Annotated in this window: 15 protein-coding genes; 14 read left to right on the plus strand and 1 reads right to left on the minus strand. The window is 71.3% G+C overall.

Going from position 1 to position 19,046, the window contains the following annotated elements; all coding sequences use genetic code 11:
• Window positions 1-100 precede the first annotated feature (100 nt).
• The 13 genes from SA87_RS04740 (at window position 101) to helD (ending at window position 15,425) form a co-directional block, all read left to right on the plus strand.
• Entirely contained in the window at window positions 101-703 is a 603-nt protein-coding gene (locus tag SA87_RS04740) for a YceD family protein (protein ID WP_066199908.1), read from the plus strand.
• Window positions 704-737: 34 nt separating this feature from the next.
• Window positions 738-911 (plus strand): 50S ribosomal protein L32, encoded by a 174-nt coding sequence (rpmF, locus tag SA87_RS04745; RefSeq protein WP_066199911.1) that lies wholly within the window; start codon window positions 738-740, stop codon window positions 909-911.
• Between the two features lie 138 nt (window positions 912-1,049).
• On the plus strand, window positions 1,050-1,655 hold the full coding sequence (gene fapR / locus SA87_RS04750; RefSeq protein WP_066199913.1) for a transcription factor FapR: 606 nt from the start codon (window positions 1,050-1,052) through the stop codon (window positions 1,653-1,655).
• Window positions 1,639-2,724, plus strand: a complete 1,086-nt coding sequence (gene plsX / locus SA87_RS04755) for a phosphate acyltransferase PlsX (protein WP_066199916.1) — start codon at window positions 1,639-1,641, stop codon at window positions 2,722-2,724. The genes fapR and plsX overlap by 17 nt, the downstream gene beginning before the upstream one ends.
• Window positions 2,725-2,796: 72 nt before the next feature.
• Window positions 2,797-3,843 carry a beta-ketoacyl-ACP synthase III gene (locus SA87_RS04760; protein WP_245637649.1) on the plus strand — a complete coding sequence of 349 codons (1,047 nt, stop codon included), beginning with the start codon at window positions 2,797-2,799 and terminating at the stop codon, window positions 3,841-3,843.
• On the plus strand, window positions 3,840-4,805 hold the full coding sequence (fabD, locus tag SA87_RS04765; protein ID WP_066200274.1) for an ACP S-malonyltransferase: 966 nt from the start codon (window positions 3,840-3,842) through the stop codon (window positions 4,803-4,805). The genes SA87_RS04760 and fabD overlap by 4 nt, the downstream gene beginning before the upstream one ends.
• 4 nt (window positions 4,806-4,809) lie before the next feature.
• A complete protein-coding gene (gene fabG, locus SA87_RS04770; RefSeq protein WP_066199921.1) occupies window positions 4,810-5,583 on the plus strand; it encodes a 3-oxoacyl-[acyl-carrier-protein] reductase in 774 nt (257 codons plus the stop codon).
• A gap of 133 nt (window positions 5,584-5,716) precedes the next feature.
• Window positions 5,717-5,941 (plus strand): acyl carrier protein, encoded by a 225-nt coding sequence (acpP, locus tag SA87_RS04775; RefSeq protein WP_245637654.1) that lies wholly within the window; start codon window positions 5,717-5,719, stop codon window positions 5,939-5,941.
• Window positions 5,942-6,223: 282 nt separating this feature from the next.
• Complete coding sequence (gene fabF, locus SA87_RS04785; RefSeq protein WP_066199932.1) at window positions 6,224-7,504, plus strand: beta-ketoacyl-ACP synthase II; 1,281 nt, start codon at window positions 6,224-6,226, stop codon at window positions 7,502-7,504.
• Window positions 7,501-8,217 carry a ribonuclease III gene (rnc, locus tag SA87_RS04790; protein WP_409359811.1) on the plus strand — a complete coding sequence of 239 codons (717 nt, stop codon included), beginning with the start codon at window positions 7,501-7,503 and terminating at the stop codon, window positions 8,215-8,217. The genes fabF and rnc overlap by 4 nt, the downstream gene beginning before the upstream one ends.
• A gap of 148 nt (window positions 8,218-8,365) precedes the next feature.
• Window positions 8,366-11,944 carry a chromosome segregation protein SMC gene (smc, locus tag SA87_RS04795; protein WP_066199934.1) on the plus strand — a complete coding sequence of 1,193 codons (3,579 nt, stop codon included), beginning with the start codon at window positions 8,366-8,368 and terminating at the stop codon, window positions 11,942-11,944.
• Window positions 11,945-12,024: 80 nt separating this feature from the next.
• The gene (gene ftsY / locus SA87_RS04800) at window positions 12,025-12,987 is read left to right on the plus strand and encodes a signal recognition particle-docking protein FtsY (protein WP_066199939.1); all 963 of its coding nucleotides are present in this window, start codon (window positions 12,025-12,027) and stop codon (window positions 12,985-12,987) included.
• A complete protein-coding gene (gene helD / locus SA87_RS04805; protein ID WP_066199943.1) occupies window positions 12,984-15,425 on the plus strand; it encodes an RNA polymerase recycling motor HelD in 2,442 nt (813 codons plus the stop codon). The genes ftsY and helD overlap by 4 nt, the downstream gene beginning before the upstream one ends.
• 281 nt (window positions 15,426-15,706) lie before the next feature.
• On the opposite strand, the gene SA87_RS04810 is transcribed toward helD, so the two are convergent.
• The gene (locus SA87_RS04810) at window positions 15,707-16,846 is read right to left on the minus strand and encodes a TIGR04053 family radical SAM/SPASM domain-containing protein (RefSeq protein ID WP_066199946.1); all 1,140 of its coding nucleotides are present in this window, start codon (window positions 16,844-16,846) and stop codon (window positions 15,707-15,709) included.
• Between the two features lie 247 nt (window positions 16,847-17,093).
• Between SA87_RS04810 and SA87_RS04815 the strand changes: the two genes are divergently transcribed.
• Window positions 17,094-19,022 (plus strand): ribonucleoside triphosphate reductase, encoded by a 1,929-nt coding sequence (locus tag SA87_RS04815; RefSeq protein WP_066199949.1) that lies wholly within the window; start codon window positions 17,094-17,096, stop codon window positions 19,020-19,022.
• Window positions 19,023-19,046: the final 24 nt, after the last annotated feature.

A 19,046-nucleotide genomic window follows, 5' to 3' on the forward strand; every position in this document is an offset into this window, starting at 1 on the left:
TTGCCGCCGGGGCCGGCGCCGCCCTGGACCGCGGGATCGGCCCGTTTGACACCCGGGGCGGGGGGCGCTATAATAAGCGCGTATTGTCGGGGTGAGGCGCATGCGGCTTTCTTTTTCCGAGGCGCGGCAGGCGGCCGGCCGCCCCGTCCGCCTCGCCGGGACGGTCCCGGCGCCGCGGCCGGTGGCGATCCGGGAAGTCTTGGAGCTTTCGCCGCTTCACTTCGACGGCGAGGCCCGCTGGGCGGACGGGGAGGTCCGCCTCACCGGCGCGCTCTCGTATCGGGCGCGTCTCACCTGCGTCCGCTGTTTGAACCCCTTTACGGCGGAGTTCCACGTCGACGTCGAGGAGCGCTTTCGACCGGCGGAGGCGGCCCTCGCCTACGACCCGCCGACGATCGGGCGACGGCGGGGCAGCTCCCGGAAGGAGCAGCGGTCCAGGGCCGGCGGCGAGGCCGAAGCGACGCAGGCGGTGGACGCCGATCCCGGGGTGGAGGTCGTCGCGAAAGCGGAGATCGACGTCGAGCGGGTGCTTCGGGACCTCGCGATTGTCCACCTGCCGTGGGCGCCGATCTGCCGGCCCGACTGCGCCGGCCTCTGCCCGACGTGCGGCAAAGATTTGAACGAGGGTCCGTGCGGCTGCGAGCCGGAGGCGATCGACCCCCGCTGGCTGGCGCTTCGGACCCTCTGGGACGGGCGGAAGTAGCCCGGGCGGGGCGAACAGAAAGGAGGCGGCACCGGTGGCGGTTCCGTTCAGGCGGACGTCGAAGCGGAGGAAGCGTCTGCGCCGGACGCACTACAAACTCGAACTTCCGAACATGGTCCGCTGCGAGCAGTGCGGCGAATGGAAGCTTTCCCACCGCGTCTGCCCGCACTGCGGGTACTACAAGGGGCGCCAGGTCCTCGACAAGTAAGCCCGCCGGCCTCGTCCGCCTTTCGGGCGGGCCGAACGGGCCGAAGGCGCGGCGGCGCCTTTTTTCAGCGGCGAATTTAGCACCAGGTCATAAGCGGCGCCGCCGGCTCCGGGCCGGCGGCCGCGGAAAGGGGGCCCCATGCGCCTGTCGAAAGAGGCCCGACGGGCGGCCCTTCAGGCCTACCTCCGGGAAAACCCGTTTGTCACCGACGAAGCGCTGGCGGAGCATTTCGGCGTGAGCGTCCAGACGATCCGCCTCGACCGGGCGGCCCTCGGCATCCCGGAGATGCGGGATCGGGTGCGGGCGGTGGCGGAGCGGCTGTTTCAAAACGTCACGTCGCTGGCCGAGGAGGAATTCATCGGCACCCTCGTCGCCCTCGAGCTCGACCGGCGGGCGGCGTCGACGCTCACCATCACGCCGGTGCACACGTTTCGCCGCTCTCGCATCGCCCGGGGCCACGTCCTTTTCGCTCAGGCGAACGCCCTGGCGATCGCCGTCGCCCCGGCGCCGGCGGCGCTGACCCGCCGGGCGGAGATCGACTACCTCGCGCCGGTCACCCTCGGCGACACGGTCGAAGCGGTCGCCACCGTCGTCGAGCGGCCGAAGCCGAACCGTCGCGTCGTCCGGGTGGAAGGGGCGGTGGGCGGAAAACCCGTCTTTACCGGCGTCTTTCGGGTGGCGCTCCTCCGGGCGGAGGAGTTCACCGGAGAAGCGGAGGGGATGGGTCGTGCGCATCGCCGTTGACGCCCTCGGCGGTGACCGGGCGCCGGGGGCGGTCGTCGCCGGAGCGCTTCGGGCGCTTGCAGAGGACGAAGCCCTTTCGGTCGTCCTCGTCGGACCGCCGGCGGCGATCCGGCCGCACCTCGGGGAAAGCGCCCCGGCCCTGGAGGCGGCCGGCCGGCTCGTCCTACACCCGGCCCGGGAGCGGATCGATCCGGAGGAGGAGCCGGTCAAGGCGGTCCGGGCGAAGCCGGAGAGCACCCTGGTTCAGGCGGTCCGCCTCGTCCGGGACGGCGCCGCCGATGCCGCCGTCTCCGCCGGGAGCACGGGGGCGCTCCTCGCGGCCGGCCTGTTTGCCCTCGGTCGCCTTCCGGGAGTGCTTCGGCCGGCCCTCGCCCCGGTGCTTCCGACCGCGGGCGGACGGGGGGTGATGGTCGTCGACGTCGGCGCCTCCGCCGATGCCCGGCCGGAACACCTCAGGCAGCACGCCCTGTTGGCCGTCCGGTACGCCGAGGCGGTGCTCGGTTGGGAGCGTCCGTCGGTCGGGCTTTTGAACGTCGGGGCGGAAAAGACGAAGGGAAACGCTCTCGCCAAGGCGGCCTACGCGCTCCTCGAGGCGGCGCCGATCCGCTTCGTCGGCAACGTCGAGGCGCGGGACGTCCTGTTCGGGGCGGCGGACATCGTCGTCACCGACGGCTTTACGGGGAACGTCTTCCTCAAGGCGACGGAAGGCGCCGCGGCGTTCGTCCTGGCGCTTTTGAAAGACGCCTTTCGCTCCGGTCTTCGGGCGAAGCTCGGGGCGATGTTTCTCCTCCCGGAGCTTCGGGCCTTAAAGGACCGGCTCGATTACGCCGCCTACGGCGGGACGCCGCTTCTCGGCCTCCGACGGCCCCTCATCAAGGCCCACGGCGCGAGCGGCCCCGAGGCGATCGCCCAGGCGATCGCCGTCGCCAAAAGCGCCGCCGGCATCGCCTTCGCGGCGGCCCTCGGGCGGGAAGAGGACGGGGCGGACGCCGGAGAAGGTCGGGCGGCGGAGGAAGAAACGGGGGCGGGCGACGCCGAAGGGGAGCCCGGGGACGGGAGTGGACCTTAGGAGGGAAGTGGGGTCCGGCCGGGGGCGCCCCTACGGGCAGGGCGCCGGATGGGGACGAAGGGAGCGATGACGATGCCGAAAGCCGGCATCCTCGGCACCGGCAGCTACGTGCCGGAAAAGGTGCTGACGAATTTGGATCTGGAAAAAATGGTCGACACGAGCGACGAGTGGATCCGCGTCCGGACCGGCATCCGGGAGCGGCGGATCGCCGCGCCGGAACAGGCGACGTCGGATCTTGCCTATCCGGCCGCCCTTCGGGCGCTGGAGGCGGCCGGCGTGGCGCCGGAGGAGCTGGACCTCATCATCGTCGCGACGATCACGCCCGATACCGCGTTTCCCTCGACGGCCAACCTCCTGCAGGATCGCCTGGGCGCCCGGCGGGCGGCGGCCTTCGACCTCGCGGCGGCGTGCTCCGGCTTCATCTATGCCGTGGCGACGGCGGCCCAGTTCATCGAAAGCGGCGCCTACCGGTTCGTCCTCGTCGTCGGCGCCGAGACGCTGTCCCGCATCGTCGACTGGGAGGACCGCTCGACGGCCGTCCTCTTTGGCGACGGCGCCGGCGCCGTCGTCATGGGCCCGGTGGTCTCCGGCGGCCTTCAGGCCTTCACCCTCGGCTCCGACGGGAGCGGCGGCTGCCTCCTCGAGCTTCCGGCCGGCGGCTCCCGGCGGCCGGCGAGCCACGAGACGGTCGACCAGAGGCTCCACTTTCTCAAGATGAACGGCCGGGAAGTGTTCAAGTTTGCCGTCCGGATCATGGACGAAGCGTCGGAGGCGGTTCTCGTCAAGGCGGGGCTCCGGAAGGAGGCGCTCGACTTTCTCGTTCCCCACCAGGCGAACCTCCGCATCATCGAATCGGCTCGGGAGCGGCTCGGGCTTCCCCCGGAGAAGGTGATCGTCAACCTCGACCGGTACGGCAACATGTCGACGGCGTCGATTCCGGTCGCCCTCGACGAAGCCGTCCGGAGCGGGCGAATCCGGCCCGGCGACAAGGTGCTCATGGTCGGCTTCGGGGCCGGCCTCACGTGGGGAGCGGCGATCGTCGAATGGACGGCGGCGGTGAAGCCCGGGCGGGAAGGGGCGGCGGGACGGGAGGCGCCGGCGGAGGCCGGGATCCGATGACCGTGGCGTACGTCTTTCCCGGGCAAGGGTCCCAGACGGTCGGGATGCTCAAAGACGTCTACGCCGCCTCTGAGCGCGCCCGGGAGATGCTTGACGCCGCCGACCGCGCCCTCGGATTTTCCCTCTCCCGGCTCATGTTCGACGGGCCGGAGGAGGTCCTTCGGGCGACGGAAAACGCCCAGCCGGCCCTCTTCGTCGCCGGGGCGGTCCTCTGGACGCTCTACCGGGAGGCCCTCGCCGCCCGGGGGATCGAAGAGGCGCCGATGTTTGTCGCCGGCCACAGCCTCGGCCAGTACGCCGCCCTCTATGCCGCCGGCGCCCTCGCCTATGAGGAAGGCGTCCGCCTCGTCCGGCGCCGGGGGGAGCTGATGGCGGCATCCGGCGGGACGGGCGGCATGGCGGCCGTCCTCGGCGCCGACGCGGCGCTCATCGAGGCGGTGCTCGCCGAGTTCCCCCCCGCGCTTCAAGCGGCCGGCGAGCGGGTCGAGCTCGCCAACGACAACGCCCCGGGGCAGCTCGTCCTCTCCGGCACCGAGGCGGGCCTGCGCTGGGCGGAGGCGGCCCTCCGGGAGCGGGGCGTCCGGCGGTTTGTCCGCCTCAAGGTGAGCGGGCCGTTCCACTCGTCGCTCATGGCGGAGGCGGCGGCGGCGTATCGGTCGGTCCTCGCGACCGTCGCCTTTCGGGCGCCGGCCGTGCCGGTCGTCGACAACGTCACGGCGGACGTCCTCGATGCGGCGGCGATCGCCGAGCGGCTCGCGGAACAGATCATGCGGCCGGTCCGCTGGACGGATTCGGTCCGCTTCATGGTGGCCCGGGGCGTCCGGCGGTTCGTCGAATTCGGTCCCGGCGGCGTCCTTGCCGGGCTCATCCGCCGCATCGCGCCGGAGGTTCGGGTCGATTCCGCCGGAGACCTCAAGGGGCTGGAGCGGCTTTTGGCCGAACGGGCGCCGGAAAGGGGGTGATGCGGTGAACCGCGCGGATGGGCCGCGGGAGGCCGGCGGCCGGCGGGTCGCCCTGGTGAGCGGCGCCTCCCGGGGCATCGGGCGGGCCGTCGCGCTCGGTCTGGCCGAGGACGGCTTCGATCTTGTCCTCGGCTATGCCAAAAACGCCGACCTTGCCGAAGCCGTCGCCCGGGAGGCGGAGGCCCGGGGCGTCCGGGCCGTGCCGATCGCCCTGGACGTCCGGGATCCTAAGGCGGCGGAGGCGGCGGTCGAGGCGGCCCTCGAGGCGTTCGGCCGGCTCGACGTCCTCGTCAACAATGCCGGCATCACCCGAGACCAGCTCCTCGTCCGAATGAAGGCGGACGACTGGGACGAGGTGCTCCGGACGAACCTCACCGGCGCTTTTTACCTCACGAAGGCCGCCGCCCGACCGATGATGCGGGCCCGCTACGGCCGGATCGTCAACATCGCCTCGGTCGTCGCCCGGCTCGGCAACGTCGGCCAGGCGAACTACGTCGCCGCCAAGGCCGGCCTCATCGGGCTCACGAAGGCGGCGGCGCTGGAGCTCGCTTCCCGGGGGATCACGGTGAACGCGGTGGCGCCGGGCTTCATCACGACGGACATGACCGAGGCGCTGCCGGAGGCGGTCAAGGCGGAGCTCATCCGGCGCATTCCCCTCGGCGTCTTCGGGGCGCCGGAAGACGTCGCCCACGCCGTCCGCTTCCTCGTCTCCGAAGGGGCCCGGTACATCACCGGGCAGGTCCTCGGCGTCGACGGCGGGATGAACATGCCGTCGTAGGGCCGCTTGCCGCCGGAAGGCGCTTGGGCCGCTTGCGTGCACGCCGGCCGGGGCTGGGCCGGCGGCGTTCATGCCGGCCGTCGGTTCGTGCTATAATGCGATTCGGGAGGTGTCGCCGGTGAGCGACGAACTCATGCAAAAGATTCGGACCGTCATCGCCGAACAGCTCGGCGTCGACGAAGCCCAGGTGACGCCGGAGGCGTCCTTTAAGGACGACCTCGGCGCCGACTCCCTCGATCTCGTCGAGCTCGTCATGCGCTTCGAAGAGGAGTTCGACATGGAGATCTCCGACGAGGACGCCGAGAAGATCAACACGGTTCAGGACGTTCTGGACTACATCCGGGCCCGCCAAGCGTAACCGCCGCCCGGCGCGGTCCGCGGGGGCCGGCATCGGAGGGCGAGGGCGGCGATCGACGCCGGCGGCCTCGCCCTTTTTTTCGGCGGGTGGCGCGCCCGTCGCCGGGCGAGATGTACGCCCGTTGCCGGGCGAGATGCACGCCCGTTGCCGGGCGAGATCGTCCGCCGTTTGACGGCAAAGGCGCTCGCCTTTTGGGGACAGAGCGCTCGCTGGCCGGCGTCCCGCTCCCGCAAGCCGGCCAACCGGGCCTTTCTTTTTGGGCCCGCGCGAAGGAGGGATTGTGTGCGGCGCCGCGTGGTCATCACCGGGCTCGGCGTCGTCACCCCGATCGGGAACGACGTCGAGACGTTCTGGAACAACCTCGTCGCCGGCCGCTCCGGCGTCGGCCCGATCACCGCGTTTGATGCGTCGGACTTCCCCACCCGCATTGCCGCGGAGGTCAAGGGGTTCGATCCGGAAGCCTATATGGACAAAAAAGAGGCCCGTCGGGTCGACCGCTTCATCCAGTTTGCCGTGGCGGCGACCCGAATGGCCCTCGAAGGCGCGGGCCTTAAGATCACGCCGGACATCGCCGAGCGGGTCGGGGTGATCATCGGTTCCGGCATCGGAGGGCTGGCGACGCTGGAGGAAAACACCCGGGCGCTCCTGGAGCGGGGGCCCCGCCGGGTGAGCCCGTTTCTCGTGCCGATGATGATCGCCAACATGGGCTCCGGCTACGTCTCGATCCTCTTCGGCGCCAAAGGGCCGAACACGACGGTCGTCACCGCCTGCGCCTCCGGGACCCACGCCATCGGCGAGGCGACGGAGATGATCCGCCGCGGGATCGCCGACGTGATGATCGCCGGCGGGAGCGAGGCGGCGATCCGGCCGCTCGGGCTGGCCGGTTTTACCAGCATGAAGGCGCTTTCGACGCGGAACGACGCGCCGGAGGCGGCGAGCCGGCCGTTCGACCGCGGTCGGGACGGCTTCGTCATGGGCGAGGGCGCCGGCGTCGTCGTCCTCGAGGCGCTGGAGTTTGCCGAGCGCCGCGGCGCCCGGATCATCGCCGAGGTGGCCGGCTACGGCCTTTCGGCCGACGCCTACCACCTGACGGCGCCGGCGCCGGAAGGGGAGGGCGCCGCCCGGGCGATGCGGCTGGCGCTTCAGGACGCCGGCCTCCGGCCGGAAGACGTCGATTACATCAACGCCCACGGCACGTCGACGGAATACAACGACCTCGCCGAGACGCAGGCGATCAAGGCGGTCTTCGGCGAGCACGCTTACCGGCTCAAGGTGAGCTCCAACAAGTCGATGATCGGGCACCTCCTCGGCGCCGCCGGCGGCGTCGAGGCGGTGGCGACCGCCCTCACCATCGCCCGGGGGATCATCCCGCCGACGATCAACCTGACGGACCCCGATCCGGAGCTCGACCTCGACTACGTGCCGAACGTCGCCGTCAGGGCCGACGTCCGGGTGGCGCTGTCGAACTCCTTCGGCTTCGGCGGCCACAACGCCGTCCTCGTCCTGAAGCGCTACGACCCGGGCCCGACGGTCGAAACGGCGAAAGAAGGGGTGGCGCCGTGAGCGAGCGGCGGTGGGAGGGACCGGAGGCCCTGGCGCGGCATCTCGCCGCGCTGGGTCTTTCGGTGCGCCGGCCGGAGCTTTTTGTGGTCGCCTTTACCCACGCCTCGTACGTCCACGACGCCGGAGCCAAAGCCGAGGAGGACAACGAGCGGCTCGAGTTTCTGGGCGACGCGGTGCTGGAACTCGTCGTGTCGGATTACCTGTACCGGAAGGTGCCGCCGCTTACGGAGGGGGAGATGACGAAGCGCCGGGCGATGATCGTCTGCGAGGCGTCCCTCGCGACGTTTGCCCGGGCCCTCGGCTTTCCGCCCCTCATCCGTCTCGGGCGGGGGGAGGACCTCTCCGGCGGCCGGGACCGGCCGAGCCTCCTCGCCGACGTGTTCGAGGCGTTCGTCGGCGCCCTCTACCTCGATCAGGGGCTGGACGGCGTCGTCCGCTTTTTCGAGCATCACCTCGTGCCGCGCATCGAAAACGGCGCGATCGAAGCCCACCTCGACTACAAGAGCACGCTCCAGGAGTGGTTGCAGCAAAAAGGGGCGGTGCACATCCAGTACGAGGTCGTCGCCGAACGGGGGCCCGCCCACGACCGGGAGTTCGTCTCCCGGGTCGTCATCGAGGGCGAGGCGTTCGGCGAGGGCGTCGGACGGTCGAAGAAAGAAGCGGAGCAGAAGGCCGCCCTGGAGGCCCTCCGGCGGCTCGGCGTGCTGGTGTAGCGCCGGCATCAAAGCTTCGGCACCGCCCCGACCGGGGCGCCCTGGGCCGCGCCGCCTGAACCGCCGGCCCAAGGCGCCGCTCAACCTTCGGCGCGCCGGCGCCGCCTTTCGCCTCGGCGCCCGGGACCGGAGGCGGGGAGGGGATGCGGTGCATTTAAAACGGGTCGAGCTCTACGGTTTCAAATCGTTTGCCGAGCGGACGACGATCGAGTTTCGGCCGGGGATCGTCGCCGTCGTCGGGCCGAACGGAAGCGGCAAGTCGAACCTCGTCGACGCCGTCCGCTGGGTGCTCGGCGAGCAGAGTGCCCAGCGCCTTCGGGGCGGCAAGATGGACGATGTCATCTTCTCCGGAAGCGAGGGCCGCCGGCCGGTGAACGTCGCCGAGGTGAGCCTCGTCCTCGACAACGCCGGCGGCGAGCTCGCCGTCGATTACGCCGAGGTGGCCGTCACCCGGCGTCTTTTTCGCACCGGAGAAAGCGAGTACCTGCTGAACGGGACGCCGGTCCGGCTCAAGGACATCGAGGCGCTCCTCGTCGACGTCGGCCTCGGCCGGGAGGCGGCGTTCATCATCGGCCAGGGGGAGATCGACGCCGTCTTGTCCCAGCGGCCGGAAGAGCGCCGGGCCCTGTTCGAGACGGTGGCCGGCATCGCGAAGTACAAGGCCCGCCGCAAGGAGGCGGAGCGAAAGCTCGAGGAGACGGCCCACAACCTCGCGCGGGTCGAGGACGTCTACGAGGCGCTGGCGGAAGGCCTTCCGCCGCTTCAGGCGGAGGCCAAACGGGCGGAGGCGTACCTCGCCCTCAAGGCGGAGGCGGAAGCCCTCGAGCGGGCGCTTCTCGTCACCGCGATCGAGGCGGACCTCGCGGCGCGGGACGGCGCCCGGGAAGCCGCCGAGCGGGCGCGAGCGGCGGAACGGGCCGCGGAAGAGCGCCTCGCGGAGGCGGAGGCGGAGGCCGGGCGCCTGGCGGCGGCGTTCGAGGCGCTGGAGGCGGAGCTTTCCGCCCTGGACGCCGATCACCTCGAGGCGGTCCGCTCCGCCGAGGCGCTGGCGCGGGATCAGGCCGTCGCGACGGCGCGGGCGGAGGCCCTCGGGCGGGAGCGGGCGTCGCTCGAGCGGCGCCTTGCGGCGCTCCGGGAGGAGCAGGCGGCGGCGACCGCGTCGGCCGCCGCCGCCGCCCGGGAGGCAGCGGCCGCCGAAGCCGAGCTTGATCGCTTGAGGGCGGCGGCGGCCGAGCTTTCGGCGGCCGCCCCGGACGATCCGGCCGAAGCGCTGGAGGCGCTCCGCTCGGCGTACTTCGATCGGCTGGCGGCGGCGACGGAGGCGGAGGCGGAAGCGCGGCGCCTTCGGGCGGCCGCCTCCCGGGCGGCGGCGGCCCTCGGGCGGATCGAACAGGAGGCGGCCCGCGCCCGGGCAGAGGAAGCGGAAGCGCTTCAGGCCTTCGAGGCGGCGGAGGCGGCGGTCCGGGAAGCGGCGGCGGCGGTGGAAGCAAAAAAGCGGGCGGCGACGTCTTCCCGGGCGGCCCTCGCCGAAGCCCGGCGGGCGGCCCGGCAGGCGGAAGAGGCCCGGGCGGCGGCGGCGGCGCGCCTCGCCGAGCGGGAAGCGGCCCTTAGGGCGTTTGAGGCGGCGCAGGCGGATTTCGGCCTGGCCGAAGGGGCCCGGGCGGTGATGGCCGCCGCCCGGAGCGGGCGCCTTTCGGGCATCCACGGTCCGGTGGCGCTCCTGTTTCGCGTCCCGGACGGCCTCGAGACGGCCTTTGACGTGGCGCTCGGCGCCGGCGCCTTTGACATCGTCGTCGACGATGAGGCGGCGGCCCACGCGGCGATCCGCTACCTGAAGGAAGGGCGCCTCGGGCGGGCGACGTTTCTGCCCCTTTCCGTCCTCCGGGCGCGGCCGGTGCCGGAGGCGCTCCGCGCGCTCGCCGGCGCGCTGGACGGCGTCATCGGCCCGGCGGCGGAGCTCCTCGAGGCCGACGGCCGCTACGACGTCGTCCGGCGCTATCTTCTCTGGAACGTCCTCGTCGTCCGCACCCTCGACGTCGCCCAGGCGGCGGCCCGAACCCTGGACTACCGCTACCGGATCGTCACCGTCGGCGGGGAGCTCATCGCGCCGGGCGGCTCGGTCACCGGCGGCGTCGACCGGCGGCGGCGCGGCGGGCCGTTTTCCGTCCGCGGGGAGGCGTTCCGGCGGCTTCAGGCCGAGCGCGCCGAGGCGGAACGGGCGCTGACGGCGGCCGACGCCGCCCTCGCGGACCGGCGGGGGGCTCTCGACGCGGCTCGGGCGGCGGCGGAAGAAGCGGCGGCGGCCCTGGAGACGGCCGAGGCGACGCTCCGGGAAGCGGAGGCCGACCGGGACCGGGCGGCCCGGCGCCTTGCCGCCGGCCGGGAGGCGGTCGCCCGGGCGGCGGCCGAGGTCGAGGTGGCTCGGGCGGAGGCGGCGGAGCTGCGCGCGGCCGCCGAGGAGACCGCCCGGCGGGCGGCGGCGCTTCGGTCGGCGGCGGAGGAAGCGCTGAAGATGCTCCGGGACCAAGAGGCGGCGGCGGAGGCGCTCCGGGCCGAAGCGGAAGCGCGGCGGGACCGCCGCCAGGCGCTCGAGGTGGCGATCGCCCGGGCCGAAGCGCGCCTTCAGACCCTCGCCGAGGCCCGCTCGGCGGCCGAGGCCCGGGCGGCGGCCCTCGACGCCGACGTCCGCCGGACCCGGGCGTCGCTGGATGCGCTCGGGCGGGAGGCGGCGGAGATGGACGGGCGCGCCCGGGCGCTCGCGGCGGCGCTGGAGGCGGCCCGGGCCCGGGAGGCTGCCCTTGCGGAAGCGAAGGCGGCGCGGTACGCTGAAAAGGAGGCGCTCCGCGCCCGGCTCGAGGCGGCGTCGTTCGCCCGGTCGGCGGCGCAGGCGGCGGTGCTCGAGGCCCGGACGGCCCGGGCGGACGCCGAGGCCCGCCTCGCGCGGGCGGGCGAGGCCCTCGACCGGAACCTCCGTCTCCTCGGCGAGCGGCACCGGCTGACGTTCGAGGCGGCCCGGGCGCTTCATCCGCCGCTCGATCCGGAAGAAGCCGCCGCCGCCCGGGCGGCGCTCGCGGAGCGGACGGCGGCGCTGGAGGCGTTCGGGCCGGTCAACGTCGCCGCGATCGAAGAGGCGCGAAAGCTGGAGGAACGCCTGTCGTTCTACCGGGCCCAGATCGAGGATCTGCGGGCGGGCGAGGCGAAGCTCAAAACCCTCATCGCCGAGATCGACGCGGCGATGCGAGCGCGCTTTCTTGAGGCGGTGGAGGCGATCCGGACGGCGTTTCGGGCGACGTTCCGGGCGCTTTTCGGCGGCGGGGAAGCGGACCTCCGGCTGGAGGACGGCGATCCCCTCGTCGCCGGGATCGAGATCGAAGCCCGGCCGCCGGGAAAGCGGACCAAGCGCCTGAGCCTCCTTTCCGGCGGCGAGCGGGCGCTGACGGCGATCGCCCTTCTGTTTGCCGCCCTTTCGGTCCGGCCGGTGCCGTTTTGCCTCCTCGATGAGGTGGACGCCGCCCTCGACGAGGCCAACGTGGAGCGCTTTGCCCGGTATTTGCAAACGCTAAAGGACACGACCCAGTGGATCGTCGTCACCCACCGCAAGGGGACGATGGCCGTCGCCGACGCCCTCTTTGGCGTCACGATGGATAAAAGCGGTGCGAGCCGGCTCATCGCCGTGGCGCTGGAGGATGCGGAGCGGGCCGCCGGCGCCGGCCGGCGTTCGGGTTGACCGCGGACGCGCATGGAAACGCAGGCCGCGCCTCGGTCCGCGGGAAGAAACGGCGGGAAGAAACGGAAAGGAGGGAGACGATGGGCCTGTTTCGTCGTCTCAAGGCGTCGCTCGAGACGATCGGCCGATCGTTTCACGACGGCCTGGCCAAGACCCGTCAGGCGCTCGGCGGGCGCCTGGCGGGGCTGTTTCGCCGGGGCGGCAAACTGGACGACGCGTTTTACGAAGAGCTGGAAGAAGCCCTCATCGCCGCCGACGTCGGCGTCGAGACGGCGATGGCGCTCGTCGACGAGCTTCGGGAGGCGGTGCGGCGGGAGAAGATCGCCGATCCGCCGGCGGCGTGGCCGCTTTTGGAGGCGCTCCTTTTAAAGCGCTTCGCCGGCGGCGCGGTCGACCTCGCCACGGCCGAGGCGCCGCCGACGGTGTACGTCTTCGTCGGCGTCAACGGCGTCGGCAAGACGACGACGATCGGCAAGCTCGCCCACCGGCTCGCGCAGGCCGGGCACCGGGTGCTTCTGGCCGCCGGTGACACGTTTCGGGCGGGGGCGATCGAGCAGCTTCAGATCTGGGGCGAGCGCTCCGGCGTGCCGGTCGTCGCCAAGGCGCCCGGGTCGGATCCGGCCGCCGTCGTCTACGAAGCGATCCAGAAGGCGAAGGCGGAAGGGTTCGAGTTCGTCCTGTGCGACACCGCCGGCCGCCTGCAGAACAAGGTGAACCTGATGAACGAGCTGAACAAGATCGTCCGGGTCGCCGGCCGGGAAGTGCCGGGAGCGCCGCACGAGGTGCTCCTCGTCCTCGATGCGACGACGGGACAGAACGCCCTCCTTCAGGCCAAGGCGTTCCGGGAGGTCGCCGGGGCGAGCGGCATCGTGCTGACCAAGCTGGACGGGACGGCCAAAGGCGGCGTCGCCGTCGCCGTCCGGGAACAGCTCGGCCTGCCGGTCAAGCTCGTCGGTCTCGGCGAGGGGATCGACGACCTGCAGCCGTTTGAGGCCGAGGCGTACGTGCGGGCGCTGCTTTCGCCTCCGGAGGGAGCGGCATGAGCCGGCAGGAAGACGCCCCGAAGGACCGGTTTCCGGCGGCCTTCGCGGCGACGGCGGGCGACGGCGGGGCGGCCGGCACCGGCCATCCGGCCTGGGAAGAAGAGACGAAGCACCTCGCCTTCGTCGTCGGGCGGATTCAGCGGCACATCGAGCGCCTGTCGGCCGCCTCCGGCGGCATCAAGAGCGCTCACGAGCGGGTGGCGGAAGACTTCTGGGAGGACATCTCCCTCGACGTCTCGACGCCGGACGACCTCCTGGAAAGCTACGCCGACATCGCCCAGCAGGCGGCCATCGTCGAAGAGCTTCGGGCCCGCCTCGGCGCCTCGGCGGCAGATCTTGAGCGCCTCGTCCAAATGATGCAAAAGCCATACTTCGCCCGCATCGACTTCGCGCCGGACGGCGGCGAACCGGTGACCGTCTACCTCGGCCTGCGGGCGTTTTACGATGAGGAGCTCGAGGCGGACCTCGTCGTCGACTGGCGGGCGCCGATCGCGAGCCTCTATTATGAGGCGGCCGTCGGCCCGGCCGCCTACCGGGCCCCGGACGGGCCGGTGCGGGGGCACCTCGGGCTCAAACGGCAGTTCATCATCCGCCAGCGGGCCCTGAAGGCGATGGTCGACCTCACCGGCGTCGCCGCCGGCGACGAGCTTTTGGCCGACATCCTCGCCCGGCCGGCAGCGCCGCACCTCCGGGCGGTCGTGGAGACGATCCAGAAGGAGCAGAGCGCCGTCATTCGCCGGGACGACTACGGCGTCCTCCTCGTGGAAGGGGCGGCCGGGAGCGGCAAGACGTCGGTGGCGCTGATGCACGTCGCCTATCTTTTGCACCATTTCCGGTCGACCCTCTCCAGCGAGCACATCCTCATCCTCTCGCCGAACGCCCTGTTTACCGAATACATCGGCCTCGTCCTGCCGGAGCTCGGCGAGACGAACGTCCGCCGGACGACGCTTTTTGAGCGGATCGAGGCGGTGCTCGGCGGCGAGGCGATCGAGGCGCCGTTTGAGAAGCTGGAGTACCTCCTCGAGGGGGGGACGGACGACCCCCGCCGGGCGCTCCGGCGCCGGATCGACGCCGAACTCTCGTCGCCGGCCTATGCCCGCCTGCTTTCCGCCTTCGTCCGGTCGCTCGGGCCGGACGATCTCGTCTTCCGGCCGATCGGCGATGAGGAGGCGACCTGGTTTTCGGGGGAGATGATCCGCCGCTTGGCCCGGCGGGTGTACGGCTCAGGCGACCCGGCGTGGGTTCGCCGGCTCGGGGCACTCCTTGAGCGGGCCCTCGCCCGGCGGGCGGAGGCGATGCTCATGGCGACGTGGGTCGACTTCGCCCTCGACGCCGTTCCGGCGGCCGTCGCCCGGCGGATTCACGAGCGGCTCCTCCGGCGGGCGGACGAACTGCCGTCGGATTTCGATCAGACGTACGAGCGGGCGCTCCGGCGCTGGATCGTCCGGCGCCGGGCCGAGGCCCATCGGGAGGCGATCCGGGCGTTCGGGTTCGTCGACGCCGTCGCGACGTACCGCCGGCTGTTCGCCGAGCCGGAGCGGTACGCCGAGCTGTGGCGGGCCTTTCAGGCGGAAACCGGTCTCGACGGGGCGTTTCTCCAAAGCCTTCAGGCCCACGTCGCCGATCGGCTCACCCGGCGCCCCCTCGCCTTCGAAGATGCCGTGGCCGCCGCCTACGTCAAGACGGCCCTCACCGGCGCCGGCGAAGATTCGGCCGTCCGGTTCGTCGTCGTCGACGAAGCGCAGGACTACGCCCCGCCGGAGGTCCTCTGGCTTTTGACCCTGTTTCCGAAGGCCCGCTGGATGTTCCTCGGCGATCGGGCGCAGGCGCTCCTTCCCCGGCCGACGGTGTTCGATCCGGCCTCGGTCGACTGGCTCGGCGCCGCCTACGCCGGCCGGGGGCCGCTGGACATGAAGACGCTCCCGGCGAGTTACCGCTCGACGGCGGAAATTCAGGCGCTCGCCGCCGCCGTGCTGGGCGTGCCGGTGCCGGAAGGGGCGGAGCTTCGCCACGGCCCGCCGCCGCGGCTCGTCGTCGTCCCCGATCACGCCGCCCTCGCCCGGGCGCTCGCGGAGGACATCGCCCGGCTCCTTCAGGCCGGCCACGGCATGATCGCCGTCCTCTGCCGCACGGAGCGGGAGTGCGAGACGGCGGAGGCGTACCTCGACCGCCGGGTGCCGTACCAGCGGGTCTACGCCGGGACGCGAGAGCTCCGCGGCAAGGTGCTCCTCATGCCGGCGGCGCTGGCGAAGGGGATCGAATTCGATGCCGTGCTTCTTTTCGACGTCTCAAGCCGGCGCTACGGCGAGCCGGAAGATCGGAAACTCCTCTACACCCTCCTCATGCGGGCCAAACATGCGGCGGTGCTCTACGCGGTCGGCGCGCCGTCGCCGCTTATTCCCGTCGACCGCGTGAGCGTCGTCGTCTCCGAACGGTAACACCCCCGCCCGATTCGGGCGGGGGTGTGTTTTGGCGGCGCCGGGTGAATTCGAACGGTTTGAAAGATGAACCCGTACAGGGACAGGCGGAGCGGATAGTCGCACGGCGTATGGCCGAAGGCGCCGTAGCGGGTGAAGCGGTCGGCCTCTCGGGAGGCGCTTAACGCCAGCTCGGCGAGAAATCCGAAGCGAGCGCGCGGGGGCCGGCTTGCCGTCCCGATCCGTCGCCCGGGCGGGGAGGGCGCCGAAGGCGACGGCGAGTGGACCGGACCTTCGGATGCCTACCGGGCGCCGCCGGCTTTTTGCTCGGCGATCCGTCGGGTCCACGCCGGCGGGATGTACGCGCACGTCGGCTCGGCGGCGAGCATGTCGCCGCTTACGGCGTAGGCCCGGGCGCGGCTTCCGCCGCAGATGTGGCGGAAGTCACACACGCCGCATTTGCCGCCGAAGCCGTCCGGATTCCGGAGCGCCCGGAACACCGGCGACCGGCGGTAGATCTCCCCGAGCGGCGCCTCCCGGACGTTTCCGGCCTTGACCGGGAGAAAGCCGCTCGGGAAAACGTCACCGATGTGGGAGATGAAGACGACGCCGGCGCCGTCCCTCAGGCCGTCCGGCGCCCGGCCGATCCCGTCGTCGACGGCGCCCTGGCCGGCCCGCTTCCTCTGCGCGAACGCCTGGAACGAAAGCGTCGACGCCGGCCGGCCGAGCTCCCGAGCCTTTTGCTGCAGGACGTACCGCCGGTAATGGTGCGCTTCCGTCGTCTTGATGGCGTACGGCATCGTCTGATCGAGGGCGTACAGGCGGGCAAAAACCGCCTCCGTCTCCCGGGCGTCGAGCATCTCCTCCATCCGGGCCCGGCCGGTCGGCACGAGGAAGAAGACGCTCCACAGGACGATGTCGTAGTCGGCGATGCGCTCGGCGATCGCCTCCAGCTGGTGGACGTTTCGCCGGGTGACGGTCGTGTTCACCTGCGCCGGCAGGCCGTAGGCCTTGAGCCACCCGAGGAGGCGAAGGGCCCGGTCGAACGTCCCCGGGACGCCGCGAAACCCGTCGTGGACGTCGGCGGTGGCGCCGTCCAAGCTCACCGCCCAGCGGGCGATGCCGGCGGCCTTCGCCTTTCGGATGACGTCTTCGGTCACTTTGGGCGTGACGCTCGGCGTCACGGAGACGGAAAGCCCTTGCCGGACGGCGTAGTCGACCAGGTCAAAAAAATCCGGGCGCATCAGCGGATCGCCGCCGGTGAGGATGACCCTCGGCCGGCCGAGGTCGACGAGGGCGTCGATCAGGCGGCGGCCTTCGTCGGTCGAAAGCTCTCCCGGATGCCGCTCGAGCTGGGCGACGGCCCGGCAGTGGGCGCAGCGGAGCAGGCAGGCGCGGGTCAGCTCCCAGAAGACGAGAAACGGCCGTTCGTCAAAAGGCATCCGGATGCCCTCCTCTCGCCCCCAGCATACCGGATCCGCCCTTTCCGGGTCGGCACAAAACCGTGTCCCGGGCGAAGGATTAACCCTCATCGGCAGCGTAAACAACGGGGCTACGGCAAAAATAGACGGTGAATTCAAATCTTTGTTGACCCGCGGCGTTCCGACCTTGTCCGCGGCGGCGGCCCGGGGCTATCCTAGATGTGGTGTCCCAAAATCTTTGGAAACACTACTTGTAGGAGGGATGGGGATGGACGTCCTCGCCCGCATCGACGACTACCTGACGAAGCGGGACTGGCGGGTCCGGGAAAACAGCAACATGGCCTTCTCGCTGCAAGGGCTCAATCAGCACCTCTCCGGCGCGGCGTCCGCCGCCTACTGGCTCGAGCGGGTGTACACGCCGGCGATCCGGGAGGCCCACGTCGGCGGCGACTTTCACCTGCACGATCTCAATTCCCTGTCGGTCTACTGCATGGGCTGGGACCTGGAGGATCTCCTCCTCCACGGCTTCGGCGGCGTTCCGGGGCAGATCGCGAGCCGGCCGCCGAAGCACTTCCGGACGGCGCTGCTGCAGGTCGTGAATTTCTTTTACACGCTTCAGGGGGAGGCGGCCGGCGCCCAGGCGTTTTCCAACTTCGACACCTACCTGGCGCCGTTTATCGCCTACGACGGCCTGTCGTACGAAGACGTCAAACAGGCGATGCAGGAATTTATTTTTAACCTGAACGTGCCGACGCGGGTCGGGTTCCAGACGCCGTTTACGAACCTCACGTTTGATCTCGTCGTCCCGCCGATGCTGCGGGAGGAGCGGGTGATCATCGGCGGGCGGCGGACGGACCGGGTCTACGGGGAGTTTCAGCGGGAGATGGACATGCTCAATCGGGCGTTTGCCGAGGTGATGATGGCGGGGGACGCGGCGGGTCGGGTGTTTACCTTTCCGATCCCGACGTACAACGTGACGCCGGATTTTCCCTGGGACAGCCCGGTCGTCGAGGCGATCCTCGCCATGACGGCCAAATACGGCACACCGTATTTCAGCAATTTTATCAACACGGACATGCGGCCGGAGGACGCCCGTAGCATGTGCTGCCGGCTCCGGCTGGACAATCGGGAGCTCCGGCGCCGGGGCGGGGGGCTGTTCGGCGCGCATCCGCTTACGGGAAGCATCGGCGTCGTAACGCTGAACCTGCCGCGGCTCGCCTACCGGGCGACGTCGCCGGAGGCGTTCTTCGGGGGGCTCGAGCGGCTCCTTGAGCTGGCCAAGGACAGCCTGGAGCGAAAGCGGGCGGCCCTGGAGCGGTGGATGGCGGCGGGGCTGTATCCGTATACGCGCCATTATCTGCGCCATCTGGCGCCGGCCGGGGATCCGGGCGACGGCGCCGACGCCGGGGTCGGGACCGGGCCCGGGGTCGGGTCCGGCGGCGGGGCGCCGGGGCTTTTTCTCGCCTTGACGGAGCCGGAGGCCGGCGGGCGTCCCGTTGGCGGGCGGGAAAGCGGCGGTTATTTTCAAAATCACTTCAGCACGATCGGCGTCATCGGCATGCACGAAGCGCTTCTCAACCTCGGCCTCCCTTCCCTCCTCGAACCGGAAGGGGTCGCCTTCGCCGCCCGGGTGCTCGATTTCATCCGGGAGCGGCTCCAAGATTTTCAGGCGGAGACGGGGAATCTCTACAACCTCGAGGCGTCCCCGGCGGAAGGGGCGTCGTATCGCCTCGCCCGGATCGATCGGTCCCGCTACCCGGACATCGTCACCTCCGGCACGCCGGAAGCGCCGTACTACACGAATTCGACGCAGCTTCCCGTCGGGGCGACGGACGATCTGTTCGAGCAAATCGCCCTCGAAGAGCCGCTGCAGGAAAAATATACTGGGGGAACGGTGTTCCACATCTTTCTCGGCGAGGCGCTTCCCGACGGCCGCACGGCGGGAAAGCTGCTCCGGACGGTGCTCGAGACGACGCGGCTTCCGTATGTGACGCTCACGCCGACCTTTTCCGTCTGCGATGCCCACGGCTACCTTCCCGGGGAGGTGCCGACCTGTCCGCACTGCGGCCGTCCGACGGAAGTCTACAGCCGCGTCGTCGGTTACTACCGGCCCGTCCGGCGGTGGAACGACGGAAAGCGGCAGGAGTTTGCCGAGCGGCTCGTCTTTCGGCCGGAACTTCCCGCCTCGGCGCGGTGAAGGGTCGCGGCGCGGACGACAGAA

The sequence above is a fragment of the Hydrogenibacillus schlegelii genome (genome assembly GCF_001653195.1).
In the GTDB taxonomy this organism is placed as follows: Bacteria; Bacillota; Bacilli; order Thermicanales; family DSM-22653; genus Hydrogenibacillus; species Hydrogenibacillus schlegelii.

What these genes read in the sequence shown, in the direction of transcription:
- SA87_RS04760 (WP_245637649.1), top strand. Translation starts at nt 2,797, where the DNA reads ATGCCGAAAGCCGGCATCCTCGGCACCGGCAGCTACGTGCCGGAAAAG.
- ftsY (WP_066199939.1), top strand. Translation starts at nt 12,025, where the DNA reads ATGGGCCTGTTTCGTCGTCTCAAGGCGTCGCTCGAGACGATCGGCCGA.
- acpP (WP_245637654.1), top strand. Translation starts at nt 5,717, where the DNA reads ATGCAAAAGATTCGGACCGTCATCGCCGAACAGCTCGGCGTCGACGAA.
- fabD (WP_066200274.1), top strand. Translation starts at nt 3,840, where the DNA reads ATGACCGTGGCGTACGTCTTTCCCGGGCAAGGGTCCCAGACGGTCGGG.
- SA87_RS04815 (WP_066199949.1), top strand. Translation starts at nt 17,094, where the DNA reads ATGGACGTCCTCGCCCGCATCGACGACTACCTGACGAAGCGGGACTGG.
- helD (WP_066199943.1), top strand. Translation starts at nt 12,984, where the DNA reads ATGAGCCGGCAGGAAGACGCCCCGAAGGACCGGTTTCCGGCGGCCTTC.
- fapR (WP_066199913.1), top strand. Translation starts at nt 1,050, where the DNA reads ATGCGCCTGTCGAAAGAGGCCCGACGGGCGGCCCTTCAGGCCTACCTC.
- SA87_RS04740 (WP_066199908.1), top strand. Translation starts at nt 101, where the DNA reads ATGCGGCTTTCTTTTTCCGAGGCGCGGCAGGCGGCCGGCCGCCCCGTC.
- SA87_RS04810 (WP_066199946.1), bottom strand. Translation starts at nt 16,846, where the DNA reads ATGCCTTTTGACGAACGGCCGTTTCTCGTCTTCTGGGAGCTGACCCGC.